General features: G+C 55.6%; 25 protein-coding genes. 19 read left to right on the top strand and 6 right to left on the bottom strand.

Annotated elements, in window-relative coordinates; genetic code table 11:
* Nucleotides 1-527, top strand: a 527-nt coding sequence (locus ACTG4M_RS04345) for a hypothetical protein (protein WP_439122411.1), incomplete at its 5' end; no start/stop codon positions are given.
* Nucleotides 528-603: 76 nt separating this feature from the next.
* Here the strand turns inward: ACTG4M_RS04345 and ACTG4M_RS04340 are convergent.
* Together ACTG4M_RS04340 and ACTG4M_RS04335 are read right to left on the bottom strand one after the other, a co-directional pair.
* Nucleotides 604-897 carry a DUF6626 family protein gene (locus tag ACTG4M_RS04340; protein ID WP_439122410.1) on the bottom strand — a complete coding sequence of 98 codons (294 nt, stop codon included), beginning with the start codon at nt 895-897 and terminating at the stop codon, nt 604-606.
* A gap of 213 nt (nt 898-1,110) precedes the next feature.
* Nucleotides 1,111-1,728: a hypothetical protein gene (locus ACTG4M_RS04335; protein ID WP_439122409.1), complete on the bottom strand. Its 618-nt coding sequence runs from the start codon at nt 1,726-1,728 to the stop codon at nt 1,111-1,113.
* A 118-nt stretch (nt 1,729-1,846) separates the two neighbouring features.
* On the opposite strand from ACTG4M_RS04335, the gene ACTG4M_RS04330 reads away from it, so the two are divergent.
* The gene (locus ACTG4M_RS04330) at nt 1,847-2,269 is read left to right on the top strand and encodes a DUF6641 family protein (protein ID WP_439122408.1); all 423 of its coding nucleotides are present in this window, start codon (nt 1,847-1,849) and stop codon (nt 2,267-2,269) included.
* A 231-nt stretch (nt 2,270-2,500) separates the two neighbouring features.
* Here ACTG4M_RS04330 and ACTG4M_RS04325 read toward each other — a convergent pair whose 3' ends face one another.
* Together ACTG4M_RS04325 and tsaA are read right to left on the bottom strand one after the other, a co-directional pair.
* Nucleotides 2,501-3,535: a fatty acid desaturase gene (locus ACTG4M_RS04325; protein WP_439122407.1), complete on the bottom strand. Its 1,035-nt coding sequence runs from the start codon at nt 3,533-3,535 to the stop codon at nt 2,501-2,503.
* Between the two features lie 103 nt (nt 3,536-3,638).
* Nucleotides 3,639-4,121 (bottom strand): tRNA (N6-threonylcarbamoyladenosine(37)-N6)-methyltransferase TrmO, encoded by a 483-nt coding sequence (gene tsaA, locus ACTG4M_RS04320; protein ID WP_439122406.1) that lies wholly within the window; start codon nt 4,119-4,121, stop codon nt 3,639-3,641.
* Nucleotides 4,122-4,276: 155 nt separating this feature from the next.
* Between tsaA and ACTG4M_RS04315 the strand changes: the two genes are divergently transcribed.
* The 7 genes from ACTG4M_RS04315 to ACTG4M_RS04285 all read left to right on the top strand — a co-directional run bounded on the left by ACTG4M_RS04315 (nt 4,277) and on the right by ACTG4M_RS04285 (nt 9,718).
* Nucleotides 4,277-5,170: a substrate-binding domain-containing protein gene (locus ACTG4M_RS04315; RefSeq protein WP_439122405.1), complete on the top strand. Its 894-nt coding sequence runs from the start codon at nt 4,277-4,279 to the stop codon at nt 5,168-5,170.
* A 76-nt stretch (nt 5,171-5,246) separates the two neighbouring features.
* Nucleotides 5,247-7,001: a DNA polymerase III subunit gamma/tau gene (locus ACTG4M_RS04310; RefSeq protein WP_439122404.1), complete on the top strand. Its 1,755-nt coding sequence runs from the start codon at nt 5,247-5,249 to the stop codon at nt 6,999-7,001.
* Nucleotides 6,977-7,360: a hypothetical protein gene (locus tag ACTG4M_RS04305; RefSeq protein ID WP_439122403.1), complete on the top strand. Its 384-nt coding sequence runs from the start codon at nt 6,977-6,979 to the stop codon at nt 7,358-7,360. The genes ACTG4M_RS04310 and ACTG4M_RS04305 overlap by 25 nt, the downstream gene beginning before the upstream one ends.
* A gap of 15 nt (nt 7,361-7,375) precedes the next feature.
* Nucleotides 7,376-7,720, top strand: coding sequence for a YbaB/EbfC family nucleoid-associated protein (locus ACTG4M_RS04300; protein WP_439122402.1), 345 nt, complete (start codon nt 7,376-7,378; stop codon nt 7,718-7,720).
* Between the two features lie 50 nt (nt 7,721-7,770).
* On the top strand, nt 7,771-8,364 hold the full coding sequence (recR, locus tag ACTG4M_RS04295) for a recombination mediator RecR (RefSeq protein WP_439122401.1): 594 nt from the start codon (nt 7,771-7,773) through the stop codon (nt 8,362-8,364).
* A 94-nt stretch (nt 8,365-8,458) separates the two neighbouring features.
* Nucleotides 8,459-9,190: a Hint domain-containing protein gene (locus ACTG4M_RS04290; protein WP_439122400.1), complete on the top strand. Its 732-nt coding sequence runs from the start codon at nt 8,459-8,461 to the stop codon at nt 9,188-9,190.
* A 144-nt stretch (nt 9,191-9,334) separates the two neighbouring features.
* A complete protein-coding gene (locus ACTG4M_RS04285; protein WP_439122399.1) occupies nt 9,335-9,718 on the top strand; it encodes a rhodanese-like domain-containing protein in 384 nt (127 codons plus the stop codon).
* A 60-nt stretch (nt 9,719-9,778) separates the two neighbouring features.
* On the opposite strand, the gene ACTG4M_RS04280 is transcribed toward ACTG4M_RS04285, so the two are convergent.
* Nucleotides 9,779-10,543, bottom strand: coding sequence for a DUF1013 domain-containing protein (locus ACTG4M_RS04280; protein ID WP_439122398.1), 765 nt, complete (start codon nt 10,541-10,543; stop codon nt 9,779-9,781).
* A gap of 134 nt (nt 10,544-10,677) precedes the next feature.
* Here ACTG4M_RS04280 and ACTG4M_RS04275 point away from each other — a divergent pair, with 134 nt between their 5' ends.
* Nucleotides 10,678-11,316 carry a ribonuclease T2 family protein gene (locus tag ACTG4M_RS04275; protein ID WP_439122397.1) on the top strand — a complete coding sequence of 213 codons (639 nt, stop codon included), beginning with the start codon at nt 10,678-10,680 and terminating at the stop codon, nt 11,314-11,316.
* Between the two features lie 2 nt (nt 11,317-11,318).
* On the opposite strand, the gene ACTG4M_RS04270 is transcribed toward ACTG4M_RS04275, so the two are convergent.
* A complete protein-coding gene (locus tag ACTG4M_RS04270) occupies nt 11,319-12,011 on the bottom strand; it encodes a COQ9 family protein (protein WP_439122396.1) in 693 nt (230 codons plus the stop codon).
* 221 nt (nt 12,012-12,232) lie between these two features.
* Here ACTG4M_RS04270 and ACTG4M_RS04265 point away from each other — a divergent pair, with 221 nt between their 5' ends.
* From ACTG4M_RS04265 to ACTG4M_RS04225, 9 genes are all read left to right on the top strand, one after another.
* Nucleotides 12,233-12,925 carry a hypothetical protein gene (locus tag ACTG4M_RS04265; RefSeq protein ID WP_439122395.1) on the top strand — a complete coding sequence of 231 codons (693 nt, stop codon included), beginning with the start codon at nt 12,233-12,235 and terminating at the stop codon, nt 12,923-12,925.
* A gap of 86 nt (nt 12,926-13,011) precedes the next feature.
* Nucleotides 13,012-13,218, top strand: a complete 207-nt coding sequence (rpsU, locus tag ACTG4M_RS04260) for a 30S ribosomal protein S21 (RefSeq protein WP_007118112.1) — start codon at nt 13,012-13,014, stop codon at nt 13,216-13,218.
* 426 nt (nt 13,219-13,644) lie between these two features.
* Nucleotides 13,645-14,136 (top strand): hypothetical protein, encoded by a 492-nt coding sequence (locus ACTG4M_RS04255; RefSeq protein WP_439122394.1) that lies wholly within the window; start codon nt 13,645-13,647, stop codon nt 14,134-14,136.
* Nucleotides 14,137-14,209: 73 nt separating this feature from the next.
* A complete protein-coding gene (locus ACTG4M_RS04250; protein ID WP_439122393.1) occupies nt 14,210-14,887 on the top strand; it encodes a haloacid dehalogenase type II in 678 nt (225 codons plus the stop codon).
* A complete protein-coding gene (locus ACTG4M_RS04245; RefSeq protein WP_439122392.1) occupies nt 14,887-15,708 on the top strand; it encodes an alpha/beta fold hydrolase in 822 nt (273 codons plus the stop codon). The genes ACTG4M_RS04250 and ACTG4M_RS04245 overlap by 1 nt, the downstream gene beginning before the upstream one ends.
* Nucleotides 15,709-15,711: 3 nt before the next feature.
* Nucleotides 15,712-16,689, top strand: a complete 978-nt coding sequence (locus ACTG4M_RS04240; protein WP_439122391.1) for a threonine ammonia-lyase — start codon at nt 15,712-15,714, stop codon at nt 16,687-16,689.
* Nucleotides 16,689-17,888 carry an endonuclease/exonuclease/phosphatase family protein gene (locus tag ACTG4M_RS04235; RefSeq protein ID WP_439122390.1) on the top strand — a complete coding sequence of 400 codons (1,200 nt, stop codon included), beginning with the start codon at nt 16,689-16,691 and terminating at the stop codon, nt 17,886-17,888. Before ACTG4M_RS04240 ends, ACTG4M_RS04235 begins: the two co-directional genes overlap by 1 nt.
* Before the next feature lie 66 nt (nt 17,889-17,954).
* Nucleotides 17,955-18,743: a 3-oxoadipate enol-lactonase gene (gene pcaD, locus ACTG4M_RS04230; protein WP_439122389.1), complete on the top strand. Its 789-nt coding sequence runs from the start codon at nt 17,955-17,957 to the stop codon at nt 18,741-18,743.
* A 66-nt stretch (nt 18,744-18,809) separates the two neighbouring features.
* Nucleotides 18,810-20,015: a TCR/Tet family MFS transporter gene (locus ACTG4M_RS04225; protein ID WP_439122388.1), complete on the top strand. Its 1,206-nt coding sequence runs from the start codon at nt 18,810-18,812 to the stop codon at nt 20,013-20,015.
* Nucleotides 20,016-20,026: the final 11 nt, after the last annotated feature.

The following is a 20,026-nucleotide window of genomic DNA, read 5'->3' as shown; positions in this document are numbered from 1 at the left end:
CAGCACGCGAGGTTTTTCAGACGTTCCTTAAGAAGCAAAACCAGTGTGTTACCGCAACCAAACAAAGCTCTGAGCGTAAATTTATGAAAAAATATTTCTTAGCAGCGGCACTTGTCGTCGTAAGTGTAGCTACAGCAAGCTGGTTTTTTGGAAGCTTTGAGCAAAAGAAAGCAGTTATCTCCATAAATCTTTGTAATCAAAATGCGTCCGAAGTTTCTTTTATTGCTGAGAACTATGGTGACGATTTTGATTGGTTGGCATTGATGATTGAACATATTGGGACGAACAACGAAACAATTTACAAAGTATTTGGAGGCGTCGAGAAAGACAAATCTGACAACATATCCTTTGATGTACCCGCCGCAATCTGTGAAAATACAGATGCTATTGATATTTTTGTGGACTTTAACTCATCAGCCATTGATGACGACGACTTAGACGCAAAACTGCGTATCTTGAACCAAATAAAACTTAATTTATCACCAAGCAATATCAACGTTCGACAAGTCGCCTTGTTCGAATACTAGCGCGTAGTCTATCACGTTATTGTCTATTTTCTTTATATAGGTAAAATACTGAGTTATATTCTTTAAAAACCGCCTGTTATTTGCGTACCACGTCGCTAATCATATGTTTAGTTTTAAGGTAAGACATTAAATTTTTTTCAACGTCGTCAAGCGCAAGATGTTGGAATTCATTACGCGAATGTTTTCTTTTACTATCGCGTATGCCGCGTAAACACTGTATCGCAGCATCGACGCTGTAGTCGCGTCCCGTGTGCTTTTGGTATGCGTACCAGTTTTTGCTTTTGTTCAAATAAGTGCTGCTAAACGCCTCAGCGCTGTCAACAAGTCCAGCGTTGCGCAGTTGCCTGTATGTATTTTCAAGTAATGTCATTGTCGTATGCCTCTATGTATTTACCGTTGTGTGTTTGAGTGAGTATTTTTTGTTTTTGTTTTTGTTTTTGATATGCTGAAGATAAGCGTTGGCTGCGCACACCAACGCTTTTCTTTGAAGCTTCAGATTTTCGTCGTGCCTATGAGATGCGGTATGCCTAGCAATTCCGCAGCGTGCCTGTTCGAGCCTTTGTTGAGAGATTAAGTGCGCAGATTATGCTCTGCTTTGCCTATGCGTGAGCCTTTTATCAGTTTCCGCTATTTGCCTTTTGAGTTGAAAAAATGCCTGTTCAAATTGTTCGTCTGTGAGCCTGTTCGTTATGCGTCTTGCCTGTGCTGCCGCGTCAAATGTGTCGTGTGTTAGGTCGGGAGATGGTTGAAAACAATTACCAAGACCGATCTTGTCGCACTTGAATTGCTTGGTGCTTTTGGCTGTGTACGCTGCTGCTTTGGACCTATGCTGTATAGGCGTGATCCAATTGTAGCTGCTATGAGCTGTACGAACGTGGAAGTCGGACCAAAGGCCGTTTAACACAGCGCAAAACGCGTCTGTGTCGAAAGGTGACTTGGCGACAAAGTGTAAGTGTAGATTGCGATCATCTGCGCCAAGTTCCGAAAAGCACCATCGCTGTACACCGTAGCCTTTGTCGGCTGCGCACCCAAAAAGCGTTCTGTCCACCTTGTGCCAGTATGCTTTGTAGAGAGCGAGAGCTTGCTTGGGTTTGATGTAACGGCCGTTGTCAAATTTTATCACACCAACGGTGTCATAGCCGTTGTTTATTATGTCCTCGACCCAAGCTTCGTGCGTTTCATTTCTCCAATTTTTTTTCATAACTGCGTTCCTTTCACAGTTATTTATCCTTTGTCGTCAAAGGCTGAATATTTTCGGTAGCTCTATGAGGTTTGAGAATTTAATTATTTTATATCAATCAGTTACGGAGCTCTAAGCTATGTCACATCTAGCAAAACTGAACCTCAAAACCGTACAGCGCAATGTTCACAAAGACCCTGTCATTGCGCGTCGGGAAAAGTTGGTTGCTGCTATTGAAGAGCAACTTCGAGTATTGAGCGCGGCGCTTAAAGGCGAGGAATATACGGTAAAGACCAAGCGCTGGCAGCAAAACGAAGCTGGCGAGCGGGTACGTGTTGAGCACGACAAGCGTGTTCGGGCTTGGTTTTTTGAGCAAGACAACGGCTTCTACGTTCAGTGTCGTTACGGTAGCCGTATTTTGAACATCAACGGCAAAAGCAACGCTGTGTTTGTGGACAAGCTGGAAGATGTTGCTGGCGTGCTTGAAGCGTTTAAGCTGGCTGCTGAGAGCGGTGAGTTGGACAAGGCGGTTGTGCTGGCAACGAAGGCGCGTTCCAATTAGAGTAAGTAAATGGACTGCTGGGCCAGAGTGTGATTAACAAATCATTTACACAGCGCTCATAAATACTCTTACCCATTGATAATGCGTGATTTTTGAAGATGCTAGATTAGCCAAGCGTTAATCACCGCTTACAAGATAGTGAAAAGGCCGCCTTTCGAGGCGGCCTTTTTGTTTGTGTTGTTGTGATGAAAATATGCCGAGCAATTCGCCCGACCTACGCATCCGGTTCGATCAGAGCGATTGCGCCTGGCGGAACGACAACAACCGTCGCGATCCTTCGTCCCACAGGTGTAAACGCGCGTTGGCAAAGCTTTCGCGGATCGTCATGCGGTTGTGATCGGCAAGCGTACCGTGATCACGCACCACTTCGGGAAGACGATAGAACGGGATGCGGCTGTAAAGGTGGTGCACATGGTGAATGCCGATATTGCCACTCAGCCACTGAAGAACCGACGGCAACACATAGTAAGAGCTGCCGTGCAGCGCCGCGTCGTGCAATTGCCAGTTTTCCTCTTCGTCCCACAATGTGGTCTCGAACTGGTGCTGAACATAGAACAGCCAAACGCCTGCTGTTGCAGCAAGCAGGGTCGATGGTAGGAAAATCAACAGGATAGGCATCAGCCCACCGAAATAGAGCATGATCAGCAGCCCCGCGAGGATGGCTGCATTGGTGCCCATCGCGCTGGCCCAATACCGCACGCTCGACATCAGGCCAAGCGGGATGCGGTTTTGCAAAAGGAACAAGTATCCCGGCCCAAGCCCAAACAAGATGATCGGGTGACGATACAGCCGGTACATCAGTTTGCTCCAACCAGAGAGCGCCTGATACTCGGCCACCGTCATCGTATGGACATCCCCGATGCCGCGTCGTTCAAGATTTCCGTGCGATGCATGATGGATCGAATGGGTCCGCCGCCAGACGTCATATGGCGTCAGCGTCAACACCCCAAGGACGCGCCCCAGCCAATCGCTGAGCGTGCGGTTGTTGTAGAACGATCCGTGCCCACAATCATGCTGGATGATAAACAAACGCAGAAGAAACGCCGCGTTCACGCATGAAATTGCCAAAGTAAGCCAATAGCTTACACCCATCGCCCACCATGCAGCGGCCCAAAGCGCAATGAACGGGCCAAGCGTGACGGCAAGTTCAAATGAGCTACGAACGGCGTTCGGTTCGCGGTATTTGGCGAGTACCTTGACCCAATCTTTTGCGGAGGGAGGCGTGGCTGCGGACGCATGCCCGCTGATTGTAAACTGCTCGGACATATGCCTGCTTTTGTTATCTGTGGTGATGCGTTCTACCCCATCCTGCACGTTCCGCCTACGCTGCAATTCAAAAGAAGTTACAAGACGAGGCATTTTGCCACTGTCAGGTTACATCAGCCACTTTGTCTGGGGCCTGCACTGTGTACCCGCATCGTTCTGGCTTGATATCGATCAGAGGAGTTTTATCAAGGCAATCCAGACCCTTAACGACCAGCTTAGCCCCTTCTTGCCGGATCAAACGAACGCGGGACACGCCGATTGGGTTTGGACGCACTGGAGACCGCAATGCGAAGGTACCCGTGGTGATACCGTCGCTTTTGGGGCTTTGCTGCAGTAAATCGCGTCGAGATTGATGCAGCCAGTACAAAATATCGAGAAATTCGTACTTTTCGATCCCTTTCAACGCGGGCACAAATTCGGGCAACAGTTCGATCGCGCAGTCAGGGCCGTCTAGCTTCCCCTGACGCGGACACATATCGCGGGTGATGTAAGGTGTTCGGATTACACCAATGAACTGAACCGTTGCGTCAGGCGAATGGGTTTTGTCGTTGACGATTTCTCCATCGCGTGGATCGTATCGGTCCATTGGGGACATCTCTAACCTCTGCGCGCTGATATCGGTGTGCCCAGAATGCAGGGTTTGGCTATAAAAGCCAGACTTGGGCACTCAGGCATTATGCCGCAAAACGACCATCACTCTGTCTTGCCGCGCGACCTAGTGTCGGACATAGTCGCGCCGATATGGCGAAAACTGACACATCCCATGAAGACCGGTATCTGACCGTGCCAGAATTGGCCGCGCTTTTGCGGATCAAGGAACGCAAGGTCTATGATTTGGCCTCGAGCGGCGCTGTGCCGTGCTCCAAGGTGACGGGAAAACTGCTTTTTCCCGAAAAGGCGGTGCGCCGTTGGCTCGAAAAGGGTCAGACGGGTGCCGTACAGGCCGAGGGCGCGCGCCCCGCCGTCTTTCTGGGCAGTCACGACCCGCTATTGGACTGGGCCCTACGTCAGTCGGAATGCGGAATCGCCACGTTTTTTGACGGCTCGCAAGACGGGTTGGACAGGTTTGCTGCCAGCGAAGGTGTGGCGGCTGGATTACACATGTTCGATGCGGCCAGTACCGAGTGGAATATCACGGAGGTCGAAGCTGCGTTTTCAGGCTCCGACGCGGTGTTGCTGGCCTTTGCCACGCGGCAGCGCGGATTGGTCTTACGTGCAGAGCTTGCACCGCAAATCACATCACTGGTTGATCTTGCCGGGCGCAGCATGACACCGCGACAGGTTGGGGCCGGAACGCGCAGTTTGTTCGACCATCTGCTGCAAGAGGCGGATATCCTGCCCGAGACCATCCAAATGCGTCCGGTTGCACGGAGCGAGGCGGATGCTGTGCTTGACGTGGCATCTGGCGCATCGGATGCAACATTCGGGCTTGAGGCGCTCGCTGCGCAACACCATCTCGGCTATGTGCCATTGATTAAAGAACGCTTTGATCTGCTGGTCAGCCGTCGCGCGTATTTCGAACCACCAATGCAGCGCTTCATTCAGTTTCTACGCACATCTGAATTTGTCGCACATGCTGCGACACTCAAAGGCTATGATGTGGCCGAGGCCGGGACCGTGCGCTGGAACGGATAGTCTGTAATTTGCGCGGCAAGTGGTGGACGCTAGGCCGCGTGCAGCTTAGGTTCAAAGTCGAACCAAGGATACCTGAATGACCGACGCGACCCCTTATCAGGTGCTTGCCCGCAAGTATCGCCCCGAAACCTTTGCCGATCTTGTTGGACAAGAGGCGATGGTGCGCACGCTCAAGAACGCGTTTGAGGCGGACCGCATTGCGCAGGCCTTTGTGATGACCGGGATTCGCGGCATTGGCAAAACCACTACGGCGCGGATCATTGCCAAGGGGTTGAACTGTGTTGGCACCGATGGAAGCGGCGGTCCGACCACCGATCCATGCGGTCAGTGCGAGCATTGCGTCGCGATCATGGAAGGCCGTCATGTCGATGTGATGGAGATGGACGCCGCATCGCGCACCGGTGTCGGTGATATTCGCGAGATTATCGATTCGGTCCACTATCGCGCGGCGTCAGCGCGCTACAAAATTTACATAATCGACGAAGTTCACATGCTGTCGACGAGCGCTTTCAACGCGCTCTTAAAGACGCTTGAAGAGCCACCCGCGCACGTGAAGTTTATCTTCGCCACGACCGAGATCCGCAAAGTTCCGGTCACCGTCCTGTCGCGCTGTCAGCGGTTTGATCTGCGGCGCATTGAGCCCGAGATGATGATCGCCCTGCTGCGTCGAATTGCAGGTGCTGAATCTGCCGAGATCACGGACGATGCACTGGCCTTGATCACCCGTGCTGCCGAGGGCTCGGCGCGAGATGCAACATCGCTTTTGGATCAGGCGATCAGCCACGGCGCGGGCGAAACCACCGCCGATCAGGTCCGCGCGATGCTGGGCCTCGCCGACCGTGGTCGCGTTCTCGACCTGTTCGATCTGGTGATGAGGGGGGATGCGGCGGGCGCGTTGACGGAATTAAGCGCGCAATACGCGGATGGTGCTGACCCGATGGCAGTGCTGCGCGATCTGGCTGAGATCACACATTGGATTTCCGTGGTCAAAATCACGCCAGAAGCGGCCGAAGATCCGACGATCAGCCCTGATGAACGACAACGCGGTCAGGAAATGGCCGAGGCCTTGGGAATGCGTCCTTTGACCCGGCTGTGGCAAATGCTGCTCAAGGCGCTGGACGAAGTGGCCCAAGCGCCGAATGCGATGATGGCTGCCGAAATGGCGATCATTCGCATGACCCACGTGTCAGAGCTGCCCAGCCCCGAAGACTTACTAAAGCGGTTGCAAGATGCGCCACCGCCCCCTCCTCCGCCGTCTGGCGGCGGGATGAACACAGGCGGGGCGACACGGACTCACGCGGCCGGCTCCCCTGCCCCAACCCATCATTCACCGTCTTCTGGTCCGCACGCATCTCATGGCGGAGCTGCGGTTGCCGTTGCCGCAGAACAGGCGCTTGCCCGCTATCCCACGTTCGAACATGTGGTTGAATTGATCCGTTCGAATCGCGACGTAAAGCTTTTGGTCGAGGTCGAGGGCTGCGTGCGTCTTGCTGCGTATCAACCCGGCCGGATCGAATTTACACCAACCAACAACGCACCAAGCGATCTGGCACAGCGTCTTGGCGGGACGTTGCAGCGTTGGACAGGTAACCGTTGGGCGGTCACACTGGTCAACGGATCAAAGGCGTCGACAATCGTTGAAACCCGCGATGCAGCAGACATGGCGATCAAGGCCGAAGCCGCAGAACACCCATTGGTCAAAGCCGTCTTGGCGGCCTTTCCCGGCGCGGCAATAGAAGAGGTGCGCACCCCCGACCAACTGGCGGCTGAAGCAGAAGCAGAAGCGCTGCCCGAAGTGGAAGATGAATGGGACCCGTTCGAGGAGGACTGATCCTGTCGCTGATGCCCGGCATGGCATTGGCTCAGGATTGCGCGCTGCAACGCCCAGATTGGGATGGCGCACCGGTAAGTGCGGTTCAGGAGGCGGTGTTTCTTGCATCCTCCCCTGCTGCGTTGATTCTGATGTTGGGCACAGTCGCTGCCATCCGGTTCAAAAGCCAGTGGGGGTCACTTGCGGCGGTACTTGGCTGGACGGCCTTTGTCACCTTTCTAACAATGCTGGCCCCGGCCTCGCGAAAATTGGCGATGGCGGAAGGTTGCGTCGGGTCGCCTGCCTTGTTCATCGGCATCATCGCTGCAATATGTGTAGGGATGATCTTTTACACCGCGCCACCGCTTAAGGGGCGCTGACCTACGGAGAGACTTATGTTCAAGGGTTTGGGCCAAATGGGCGATATGGCCAAGATGATGAAAGCCGCGCAGGAAATGCAGGGCAAGATGGCCGAGATGCAGGAAGAGATGGCCAATATGACCGTCACCGGCGAAAGCGGCGCGGGTCTCGTCAAAGCAACGGCAACAGCTAAGGGTGAGCTGACCGCCCTGGATATCGACCCGTCGATCTTTAATGGTGATGACAAGGAAGTGGTCGAAGACCTGATCCTCGCTGCGATCAAGGACGCGCAGCAAAAGGCACAGGCCAAGGCGCAAGAAGAAATGTCCAAGCTGACCGAAGGTCTGGGCCTACCGCCGGGGATGAACCTGCCGTTTTGATCTTAGGTGTGGACACACACACTCCCTTCGCGAACGGTTGGACCTGACACATGCGTGACGGCGGCGACATAGAGGCGCTTATTGCGATTATGGCGCGGCTGCCGGGTCTTGGACCCCGGTCGGCGCGTCGTGCTGTGCTTCACATGATCCGCAAGCGTGGGCTGCTGTTGGGACCACTGGCCGAATTGATGACCCGGGTCGCGCAAGACGCGCGCGAGTGTCTAAACTGCGGCAATGTCGGCACGCAGGATATTTGCGACATCTGTCAAGACAATGAACGCAACAACGGTCTGCTTTGCGTGGTCGAGGACGTCTCTGACCTTTGGGCGATGGAACGTGCGGGGGTGTTCAAAGGCCGGTATCATGTTCTGGGCGGCACGCTGTCTGCCCTGGATCAGGTTGGGCCAGAAGAGTTGCGTATTCCCAAGCTATCTTCGCGTGTCGACAGCGAAGAAATCACAGAAGTGATCCTTGCTTTGAACGCCACGATCGATGGGCAAACCACCGCGCATTACATAGCCGATCAGCTTGAAGGGCGCGTGACCATGACATCGCTGGCGCAAGGCGTACCGATTGGCGGTGAGCTTGATTACCTTGACGAAGGCACGATCACAGCAGCGATGAACGCGCGTAAGCCAATATAAAGTCGACATAATTTTTTGCCCAACGCCGTCTGAGTTGGCACGACCCTTGCAGCACTGTTGTACCTCAAGTTGGAACAGGCGGCGTGTGACACCTATGGCGAATAACCTACGCATTCAAAGCAACACCACCTCGGCGAACGGCGCTTTATACAGCGCAGCGCTGTTGCGTCAGACGGACAATGCCGTCAGTGCCTCGGCAATCCCAGATATATCGGCGGCGTCAGCGTTCGTCGCACGAACATGGATTGAAACTGCAGCAGGTCAGACGCGCATTCAAGACCTCCGGGCTGGCGATCTTGTCATGACGGCAGATGCAGGGGCACAGCCGATTGTACGTATGCGCAAGATCACGATGCCCTACACGAGGCTGGCAGAGCAACCACATCTCAAACCAATCCGCCTGCCTGATGGCTTCTTAGGCGCGTCGAGACCCTTGCTGGTCTCCCCAGAGCAGCGGATCATGATCTCGAGCCCGATGGCAGAATTGATGTTCGATGCGTCCGAGGTTTTGGCGGTTGCCAAAGACTTTATTGGGCTTGGCGCAGAGGCGGTGATGCCTTTGGCGTTATATCTTGAATACTACCAGATTTTGTTGAGTGATCATCACATTCTAAAGGCAAACGGTGTTACGGCCGAGAGCCTGTTTGTGGAAAACAACGAAGCCGATGAGGCCACCCATACCCAGAATTGGGATGCGGCTGACGACCTGAAACTTGGCACCGTGAGCCATACGCAAGTCGCGCGGCCGGTATTGAAAAAGTTCGAGGTCGAGGCCCTTATGACCGCAGTGTCCAATCGGTCGAACAAGGTTGCCAAGACGGCCTAGATATTGCCTTTGACTCAGTTGAATGCTGTTGACCAGCCGCCAGTTACCGAGAGTGTCCCATCTTAGCGTGAATCTCTGTGTGTCATACGTTAGAGATGACAAAAGCGAGTTTAAATATCGCTGAATCGGTTGCTGGAGGCACGCATGGATATCGAACAAACAGAAAACGGAACGCTTGAACATTGGACACCTGCAGAGGTGGCCGCGGCCTTTGCTGAGGATAAAATTGTTCTAATTGACGTTCGTACCCCGCAGGAATTTGGGCTTGAGCGGATAAACGGAGCCTTGCTCGCCCCTATGCAGGCGTTCGAGCCCAACCACATGCCGGATCAATCCAAAAAACAGATTGTATTTCATTGCGGATCAGGTGTCCGTTCAGCGCGCGTGGCCAAGCTTTGCCTTGCGCATGGCGAAGACCGCATCGCGCATATGGCCGGCGGCTTTGCTGGCTGGAAAGAGGACGGTCAAGCGTACATGGGCACCGACATGGCGACCGGCGCGCCCAAGGAAATGCGCAAGACGTCTTAGGGCATGAAAAAACCCGGCTCCGCAGTGCGGGCCGGGTTTCTGATTGGTCAAACGCGACGATCAGTTCTTGGAGCCGTTGTCTTCATCGTCATCATCATGGGTGCCATCGGGCAGATTAAAGAAGCTGTCCGCGTCAGCATAGTTTTCATTCTTCCCGGTCTCTTCTTCGTCATCGGACGATCCAGACAGGCTGAAGCTCTCTAGACCTTCAATGGCCGACGGCAGGCGCGGTTCGGAATCCATCTCGAGGCTCTGTTCGGTCGAAACAAGTTTGCGACGCTCATCATCGGTCATCACGGCTTCTTGCTTTTTTGCGGCTTTGGCGACGGCTGCGTCCAGTTCGGACTGTTTACAAAGGCCAAGTGCGACGGGATCGATTGGCTGGATGTTGTTGATGTTCCAGTGGGTCCGTTCGCGGATCGCCTGAATGGTCGGCTTCGTGGTACCAACCAGTTTTGAAATCTGCCCATCGCTGAGTTCTGGATGGAACTTGACCAGCCAGAGGATCGACGCCGGACGGTCCTGACGTTTGGAAAGCGGCGTATAGCGCGGTCCACGGCGTTTTTCTTCGCCCAGCGCTGCGGCGTAATGCTTGAGCTTGAGCGTGTACGCCGGGCTCTCTTCGGCCTTTTTGATCTCTTCAGCGTCCAGCTGGTTGTTGGCGATCGGGTCAAAACCCTTGACGCCGGCAGCGACATCTCCATCTGCGATGCCCTGAACCTCAAGCTCGTGCATGCCCGTGAAATCGGCGATCTGCTTGAACGTCAGCGTCGTGTTGTCCACCAGCCAGACGGCGGTGGCTTTTGCCATAATCGGTTTGCCCATCTCGCGTCTCCTTACGCATAGCTTTTTCGCGCTCCCGGAAGTCTCCGGGAGGTCCCGGGTCGGCCGGGACGGGTTTCCATTGTCAGGGAACTTGGCGGGCTTATAGTCGCGCAAGGCAAAAGAGGGAAGAGGTAATGCGGGTATTGGTGCTGGCTTTATTGGGTTTAATGATGGGTTCTTTGGCTTGGGCCAAGGGAGAACGATCAGGAGAGTTCGATTATTATGTCCTCTCTTTGAGCTGGTCACCGACATGGTGCGCGATCGAAGGTGATGCGCGCCAGTCGCCGCAATGCGATACGGATGCGGATTTCGGGTGGGTGATGCACGGGCTTTGGCCGCAATACCATCGCGGCTGGCCGTCCTTTTGTCCGACTGTGGAACGCAACCCATCGCGCGCGATGACTCGCGACATGGCGGACGTTATGGGCACGTCTGGCTTAGCGTGGCATCAGTGGAACAAGCACGGTGTATGCTCGGGTCTTTCGGCACCGAAGTATTATGCCTTGTCCAGAGAGGCTTACGCCAAAGTGACCCGACCTGAAATCTTTCGCAAACTGGACAAGGCAGTCAAGTTGCCTGCGTCGGTTGTCGAAGAGGCGTTCCTGAAAGCGAACCCTCAGCTTGAACCAGACATGATCACGATCACCTGCAAAGACGGACGCATCCAAGAGGCCCGGATTTGCCTATCCAAATCGCTGGAGCCAGTCCCATGTGGCCGGGATGTTGTGCGCGATTGTACCGCAACGGATGCCTTGTTTGAACCAATCCGCTAGCGTCAGCGCGGCACGGTCCATCCACCGGGAAGATCCGTCCGCCGCGTCTTGGGAGGTTTGACCCGCGTCAGGAAAGCATCCGCGCCCTTGATCAACTTTCCAAGACCAGGCGCCTTGCGGACCTGCGCCTTGACCTGCTCCACTTGCATGACATCGTCTATGCGCCGTTCAAGGAACGCCCATGTCGCCTGGTTATCAAGCGAATCGTCTCCAAGCCAGTACAGCACGGTCGATGAGTAAACCCCCGACAGGGTCACACGCTTAGTGTACCAGTTGATGTCGTCCGATGTGTCGCCCAGCGCCGTCCAGATGTGGTCGGCAGTGCCCCAGATCAGTTTCGCGCCTTCTGCGGCATGCATCGGCAAAGCAAACAAAGTGACCCCCCTACGCACCGCTTCTTTGTCCTCGACCGTTTCGAGCCGGAGACGCACTGCTTGGGCAACCTGGTCACGAAAGCGCATGCCAGACAGGTCGTGATCGCGCAGCGCTTGCAGCATCACATCATCACCGCGCCGATGAAATGCCGTTGCAAGATCAATTGCGCCCCGAGGAAACAGTCCCTTTGCCACGGTTGGCGAGATATCCAGTTCTTCTATTGCCGCACGGAACGCGGTATCCGACCATCCATCAAAGGGCACGTGCATCAGCGCCGCATCAAGCAATTCAGTTGCGATATCGCGGGATGTGTCCGTCATGGCGCAGCCTCCATAAGGTACGAGCATACTAGTTCGGCGCAACACATAGTACATTGCGGCTTGGATTTCCACTATTTGATCGACAGAGCATCTTTGGTGCCTGAGCATGATGTTTTTTGGAGCAAAAGAGTAAAAATTCTCTTACTTTGGGAACGCTTTGCCCACCACAACGTTCAACTTGAAGTAAAGTTGCCCAACCATCACTCAGGATATTTTCCACTGTGTCGCGTCAGATTGTTGATTACATATTTTTGAGCCTTGGCGCGTGCGTTCTTGTCGCCGCATTTATTGCGTCGGGGATTTCTAAAGAAATTTTCTTTATCTTCTTCGGGGCAGAGGATTCCCTGATCGAAAACGCCACGGCAATCCTCTTGGCCTGTGCCGGTATCGTGCTTTGGATGCGGGTACTGCCTGCGCGAACCACATTAAGCCGGATGGCCATCATTCTTGGGGTGATCTACGGCCTGGCATACATATGGGCCGGCGGAGAAGAGATTTCGTGGGGCCAGCGGATCATTGGGTTCGAAAGCCCCGAATATTTTCAGGAAAACAACGATCAACAGGAATTCACGTTCCACAATTTGGTGATCGGCGACGTAAAGCTGGATGAACTGCTGTTCGGGCCCGTATTGTCGTATATTATTCTTAGCTATCTGCTGATCCTGCCTGTGATGTGGCGTAAGCTGGATTGGGTGAAATCGGTAACCAACGCGATGGTGATCCCGGTGCCCCGGCTGCATCATGCTGCGTTTGCTCTTGTCGTAACGCTGATCATACCCACTTTGGACGAGTCCCGTCGGTGGGAGGTGTACGAGTGCATATTCGCGCTTTTGTCCTTGGGCATTTTCATCAACCCGGCCAACCCTCTACACCAGCCAGCGCCGAGAAATGAGCCTTCGGAAATGGCGTGGTGAGTACTGGACAAACCATTTGCGCCTTGCTATACGGCGCGCTCCTGCAAATCCTTGCAAATCCAACTTAGAAAGGTGGTGAAAACCACATGCAGGTTAGTGTTCGTGACAACAACGTCGATCAGGCGCTCCGCGCTCTGAAGAAAAAGCTGCAGCGTGAAGGCGTTTTTCGTGAAATGAAGCTTAAGCAACATTTCGAGAAACCATCCGAGAAAAAAGCACGCGAGAAAGCTGAAGCGATCCGCCGTGCGCGCAAACTGGCGCGCAAAAAGGCGCAGCGCGAAGGCATGATGTAAGCAGCGTTTCCAACACTGTTGAAATTTTGACGACCCCCGAGGCTTTTCGCTTTCGGGGGTTTGTTTTTTGCGCGTTTCATTTCTTTGCAACGCTGGCCGCTGCAGAATCCTAGTACGTAGAGTCTCATGCATCGGCGCGATTGCAAATATTGCATTACCCTTTCCGCTAGCAAGCACTCCACGCTTTCCCAGTCCCGACTTGTGCGACTCGCCCCATCTGTGCCAACTTAACCTCAGCCCGGATCGGTATTTTGGCCGGCGCTTTAAATTAATTGATGGCCCGCATGGATGGCCCTTGCGTTTCAAGATCCCAGCGTGGCCCTCTTTTCAAAGAGGTTGATTATGACTGGATAAAATTACTCAACCAATGCCGCGGTCACTGTCGCGGCGTTTTCGGTCGAATACGCGATAGAGGGAAGAATTAGCATGGCCGGCGGCCTGTCTCGTGGCGGCGCTGCCGGGCTGGTCGTGCAACCCGTCGTCTGGGCAGTCACGGGCAACGGTCCAGACGCTGCAGACGCGTTCATTTACGGTGTCGGTGCCGCAGGCGCGATGGCAGGCTGGATCCTTGCTGTGCCTGCTACGGTAACGGGTATCATCAAAGCCGCAGTGGATGACTACGTGGGTGGGCTTGTTCACGAGGCAAAGCAGGACGAACCTGAAGCTGTACGCGGCGGTATATTTGGTACGGACGATTATGGGTTCTGGGCCGCCAACAATCACATCACCGCCATGACCATCGCCAGCTACGGCGGCGTTGCTTGGCAGCACGAAAACGGTGCATATCTGTTTATCAAAGATGCCAGCGAAACTCTGATTTGTGACTATCATCCACGCTCTTACCGGCGGCTCTACCGCCCGGTGATCCCTCTGCGCCGCAACGGTGACCGCGTCGCATGGACAAGCGCTGACTTCTGAGCTCGAAACAGCGCTTCCCTCCTTCAGCGTGATCTGACACCTTGCGGCGAATGCAATAGAGAGAGAGGTGTCTATGGCACAGGTCTGCGTGTTTGATGCCTATGGAACATTGTTTGACGTCGCCGCAGCGGCGCGGAATGCGGCTGGCGAACCGGGGCGGGATGCACTCAAGGCCGTGTGGCCTCAGCTGGCCGAGCACTGGCGACTTAAGCAGCTCCAGTACACATGGCTGCGCACCATAACCGACGATTATACACCGTTTTGGGAAGTCACCAAAGACGGTCTTGATTGGGCAATGGAAAAGGTCGGTCTGACCGACGACCCCGAACTGCGCGAACGGCTGTTGGCGCTTTATTGGGAATTGGCTGCTTATCGCGAGGCCCCGATGATGCTGGCGCGGCTCAAGGCTGCGGGCAAGACCTGCGCGATCCTATCGAATGGTAGCAAAGACATGCTTGAAGGCGCGGTCGACAGTGCCGGGATCGGCGAATTTCTTGATGGTGTTCTAACCGTGGAAGACGTGGGCATCTTCAAACCGTCGCCCCGCGTCTATGACATGGTCGGCGCACAGTTTAGCTGCGCAAAAGAGGACGTGCTGTTCGTGTCTTCAAACGGATGGGACATTGCAGGTGCCAGCGCATACGGGTTTCAGACAGTTTGGGTCAACCGCGCAGACGATCCAATGGACCGGCTCACTCACCGACCGGCCCATGTGCTTTCCGATTTGACAACGATACCGGAGTTGGCCTGATGCCCAATTTCACCACCTCTGACGGCCTTTCGCTGTTCTATACCGATGAAGGCGATGGCCTGCCGCTGCTGTGCCTTGCAGGCCTAACACGGGATGGACGGGACTTCGAATTTGTCGCGCCGCACCTGACCGGAGTGCGTCTGATCCGGTTGGATTATCGCGGGCGGGGGCAGTCCGAATGGGGCGACCCTGCCACGTATCAGATCCCCGTCGAAGGTCGCGATGCGGTGGAGTTGCTGGATCATCTTGGGCTGGATAAAGCCGCAATTCTGGGCACGTCGCGCGGCGGGTTGATCGCAATGGTACTGGCGGCGACGGTCAAGGATCGTCTGCTGGGCGTTGCGCTCAACGATATCGGACCTGAGATTGCGCCGGAGGGTCTGGAGGTAATCAAGGACTACCTTGGCCGCCCCCCCGTTTTGAAAACACATACCGAAATGGCCGAGGCCCGTGCGCGGGTCATGACAGGCTTTCCCAACGTGCCATTCGACCGTTGGCTGCGCGAGGCTCAGATCCTCTTCAACGAAACTAACGTCGGGCTTGAGCTGACTTATGACCCCCGCTTGCGTGAGGCGGTGCTTGAAGGCGGCGCACAACCAATGCCTGACCTTTGGCCGCTCTTTGATGCGCTATCAGGTTTGCCACTTGCCTGTCTACGAGGGGCTAATTCCGACCTGTTGTCGTCCGAGACGTTTGCCGAGATGAAACGCCGCCGTCCTGACATGGTCGCGGTCGAAGTGCCTGATCGCGGCCACATCCCATTTCTTGATGAACCCGACAGCCTTAACGCGCTGCGGCGCTGGCTGGATATGCTGAGGTAGCGCATGGACATTCAACGCATTGAGGCCGCAGCAGATCGCCTCGAAGGTCACGCACGGGTGACGCCACTTTTGTCTTCGCCCTTTCTGGACGATATCGCTGGACGGCGAGTGCTGGTCAAAGCCGAGTGCCTCCAACACACTGGCAGCTTTAAATATCGCGGCGCGCGATCAGCGGTTTCTGCCCTACACGAAGACCAGCGTAAGAATGGCGTGATCGCCTATTCCTCGGGCAACCATGCACAGGGAGTGGCGTTGGCTGCAAAGCAATTCGGGGTAAGCGCAGTCATTGTCATGCCCGCAAACGCACCGCGGGTGAAGATCGACAACACCCGCGCATTGGGGGCTGAGGTTGTCTTGTACGACCGAATGACCGAAGACCGCGACGTCATTGGCACACAGATCGCCACAGAGCGGGGATTAACCCTGATTAAACCCTTTGACGAACCCGACGTAATCGCCGGGCAAGGCACCTGCGGACTTGAGATTGCAGCGCAGGCGGCAGAGTTGGGTGTAACCGAGGCCGAGGTGATCGTGTGCTGCGGTGGTGGCGGGTTGACCTCTGGCATCGCTCTTGCGCTGGAAGACCGCGCGCCAGGGATGCAAGTGCGACCTGCGGAGCCAGAAAACTTTGACGATGTGGCCCGGTCGCTCTCGTCGGGTCGGATCGAACACAATCAAAGCCCAACCGGAAGTCTGTGTGATGCCATCGTTACGATGCAGCCCGGTGACATCACGTTTCCCATCATGAAACGGTTATGCGGCGCCGGGTTTGTTGTGACAGAGGAAGAGGCGCAACGCGCAATGGCGCAGGCCTTTTCCCGGCTCAAACTGGTGGTCGAACCCGGCGGCGCGGTGGCGCTTGCAGCAGCGCTTTATCGCAGCGACGAGATCAACAGCGATACAGTGATCTGCACCATCTCAGGCGGCAATGTGGATCGAGCGGTGTTTCTCAGTGCATTGCAACAATTCGGAGAAGACTAGTGCAGGACGTCACTGTTACGAGTTTCAACGTTAAGAACCTGATCGGACCAGATCAGGAATATTACAAATTTCAAACCTACACACCCGAGGAATACGCCTGGAAAGCCGATTGGATGGCCGATCAGCTTTTGGCTCTGGATGCGGACGTCGTCGGGTTTCAGGAAATCTTTGAGGAGTCTGCCCTTCAAGCTGTGATCGATGAAACCACGCAGCGCGCGGATACGCTCAACGACGCGGCACAACCGGACAAAACCAAGAAATACCGCAAGAAGGCGATCTTTCGCAGATTGGAGAGCGGTGGATATCACGGCGCCTCATTGGCCTTTGCCCCCAACATCGCCGATGAGGGAATCCCCGGCGAACGCCGTCCCGGCGTCGCGATCCTGTCGCGGCTTGGCTTTGCCAGTGCGCCCGAGATTATTCAGGACCTACCCGAACCACTGGTTATCCCGTTCACACCCCTGCGCGGTTTGGAGGCTGATGATGCTGGGCAATTCACGCTCAAACGCTTGTCCCGCCCGATCCTCAAAGTGAAGATTCCAATGGGTGGTCAGGTTGTGACCGTTTTCAACTGTCACCTGAAGTCCAAGCTGGGGGAATACATCAAACCCGCCGGGGCCGACTTTGCGCCAGAGGCTGATTTGACCGATTACGACCCGCTTGGACGCGCCCTTGGGGCGCTTCGCGCGGCAACACGCCGAATGGCCGAGGCATGGGTTCTACGCCAGGCGATTGTCGCCGAACTGACGGCCGGGAACCCCGTGATCGCCATGGGCGACTACAACGATGGCGAACATGCAGTGAGTTCCGAAATCATCGCCGGAGAACGCCCATTCAAGAACTACGGATGGATGCTACGCCATGACGCCGAACACCGGGCCGATCGCTACTCAGCCGAGGAGAACGCGCAGATCACCGAAGCGGTCGAACAAGTGCGCCTGCGGTCGGCCGAAAAGCTGTTCGTGCGCAAATCCCTGCGAGACATGGTCTATACCTCGGCCTTTGGCGGTGTGTTCGAGAGCATCGACCAAATCTGGCTGTCACGTCATTTCGACCCGGAATTCGATGGGCGGATCGGTGACATGACCTATTTCAGCGTTCTCAATGATCACTTGACCGACGGCAGCCACCCCGAAGCACCCTATAACAAGCTGGCAAGCGATCACGGACAAATCATGGCGCACCTCCGGGTGAGTTAATCCGTAGGGGGCCCTGCCCCGTCCGCCAAGGTATTTTGGAACCAGAGAAGATGAGGCCGCACCCTAATGCAAATCGCTGACCTTGGCGGCATTCGCCTAAATTATCGCGTGGATGGCGATCCGAATGGCGCGCCGGTGGTGTTTGCCAATTCCCTGGGCACCGATCTGCGGCTATGGGACAAACTGATCGCACGGATGCCGCAGAGCGGCTTGAAGTACGTCCGCTATGACAAACGCGGGCATGGACTGTCAGACTGTCCCATACCACCCTACGGGATGGGCGCGCTTGTGCGCGATGTCGAGCAACTGATGGACCATCTGCACCTGCGAGATGCGGTTTTCGTCGGGCTTTCGATCGGCGGGATGATCGCGCAAGGACTCGCGGCCAAGCGGCTTGATTTGGTGCGGGCGATGGTGCTGTCGAACACCGGCGCGCGCATTGCCACGCGCGAGATCTGGGCGCAACGTATTGCTGATGTCGAAGCGGGCGGGATTGATGCGGTTGCCGATGCGACTATGACCCGTTGGTTCACCCCTGCCTTTCGGGCCAAGGCCGAATTCACCGCATGGCGCAACATGCTGACGCGCACGCCGGCGGCAGGCTATATTGGGTGTTCACACGCCATTGCCGGGACGGATTTCTACACGACGACCGCCGCTCTGCGCTTGCCGACACTGGGCATTGCCGGCAGCGAAGACGGATCGACACCTCCTGACCTGGTGCGCGAAACCGTCGATCTCGTACCCGGATCGCAGTTTCAACTGATCCGCAAAGCAGGCCATTTGCCTTGTGTGGAGGCACCGGATGACTATACGAAAGCGCTGTCAGATTTTATTGCTGCACTGGCGCATTGACTGAAAAACTGTCAAGTGTAGTTTACACATGACGGGCGCTCTGGCCTGAACCTGAAAGTTTCGCCCATGCGCCTGCCCGTTGTCTTTATCCTGATCACCGTGATGATCGACGCGATGGGGATCGGGCTGATCATTCCGGTGATGCCCGACCTGATCCGTGACGTGACAGGCCGCGACCTGGCCAACGCGGCGCTTTGGGGCGGTGTGCTGGCGACCGTTTATGCCGTGATGCAATTCCTGTTCGGCCCGGTGATCGGCAACCTGTCCGACCGCTTTGGCAGACGGCCAGTCTTGCTCATCTCATTGGTGGTGATGGCTGCGGACTATGTCGTGATGGCGGTGGCTGGATCGATATGGTTGTTGCTGATCGGGCGTGTGATCGGTGGCATCACAGCCGCCACGCAATCCACTGCCTCGGCGTATATGGCTGACATCTCAGACCCCGAGAAGAAAGCGCAGAATTTTGGACTGGTCGGGGCGGCCTTCGGATTGGGTTTTGTCATCGGGCCATTGATGGGCGGTGTGCTGGGCGAATGGGGCACACGCGCGCCGTTCTGGGCGGCTGCAGCGCTGGCGGGCGCAAATGCTTTACTGGGATTTTTCGTGCTGCGCGAAACCGTCACCGATGCGATCCGGCGCCCGTTCGACTGGCGGCGCGCAAATCCTTTGGGGGCCTTCAGATCACTAGGAGAGTTTCCCGGCATGGGACGTCTCTTTGCGGTGTTCTTCCTCTATCAGGTGGCCTTTTTTGTGTACCCGTCGGTCTGGGCATATTTCGGACAAGCCCGCTTTGGCTGGAACGCTGGCATGATCGGCCTTTCGCTGGGATTGTTCGGCATCATGATGGCCATCGTACAGGGTGGCTTGATCCGCGTGATCCTCGCCCGTCTGGGAACACGCGGCACTGTGATCTATGGCCTAATCTTCGACATCTTCGCATTTGGCGCGTTAGCCTTTGTCACATCGGGCACGATTGCCCTGATCCTTACGCCTTTGGCCGCGTTCGGTGCAGTGATCACCCCAGCCTTGCAAGGCATCATGTCCAAAGCCGTCGGAGACAAACGGCAGGGCGAGTTACAAGGCGCGCTAACCTCGGTTGGAGCTGTGGCGATGATCGTGGCCCCCCTGCTGATGACGTCCGTCTTTGCGCAGTACACAGGTGCTGGGGCGAGCGTCTATTTCCCTGGCGCGCCGTTCTTGCTGTCGCTGGCTCTGATCGTGGTTGCGCTGGTCGTCTTTCTGGCCCCGCGCCGGAATGCTGTCGCGGCCTGACCGCCCAAGGT

Origin of the sequence: Marivita sp., from assembly GCF_965656765.1 — a bacterium.
GTDB lineage: Bacteria > Pseudomonadota > Alphaproteobacteria > Rhodobacterales > Rhodobacteraceae > Marivita.
The sequence above is the reverse complement of the archived record's forward strand: the minus strand, read 5'-3'. Positions and strand labels throughout refer to the sequence as shown.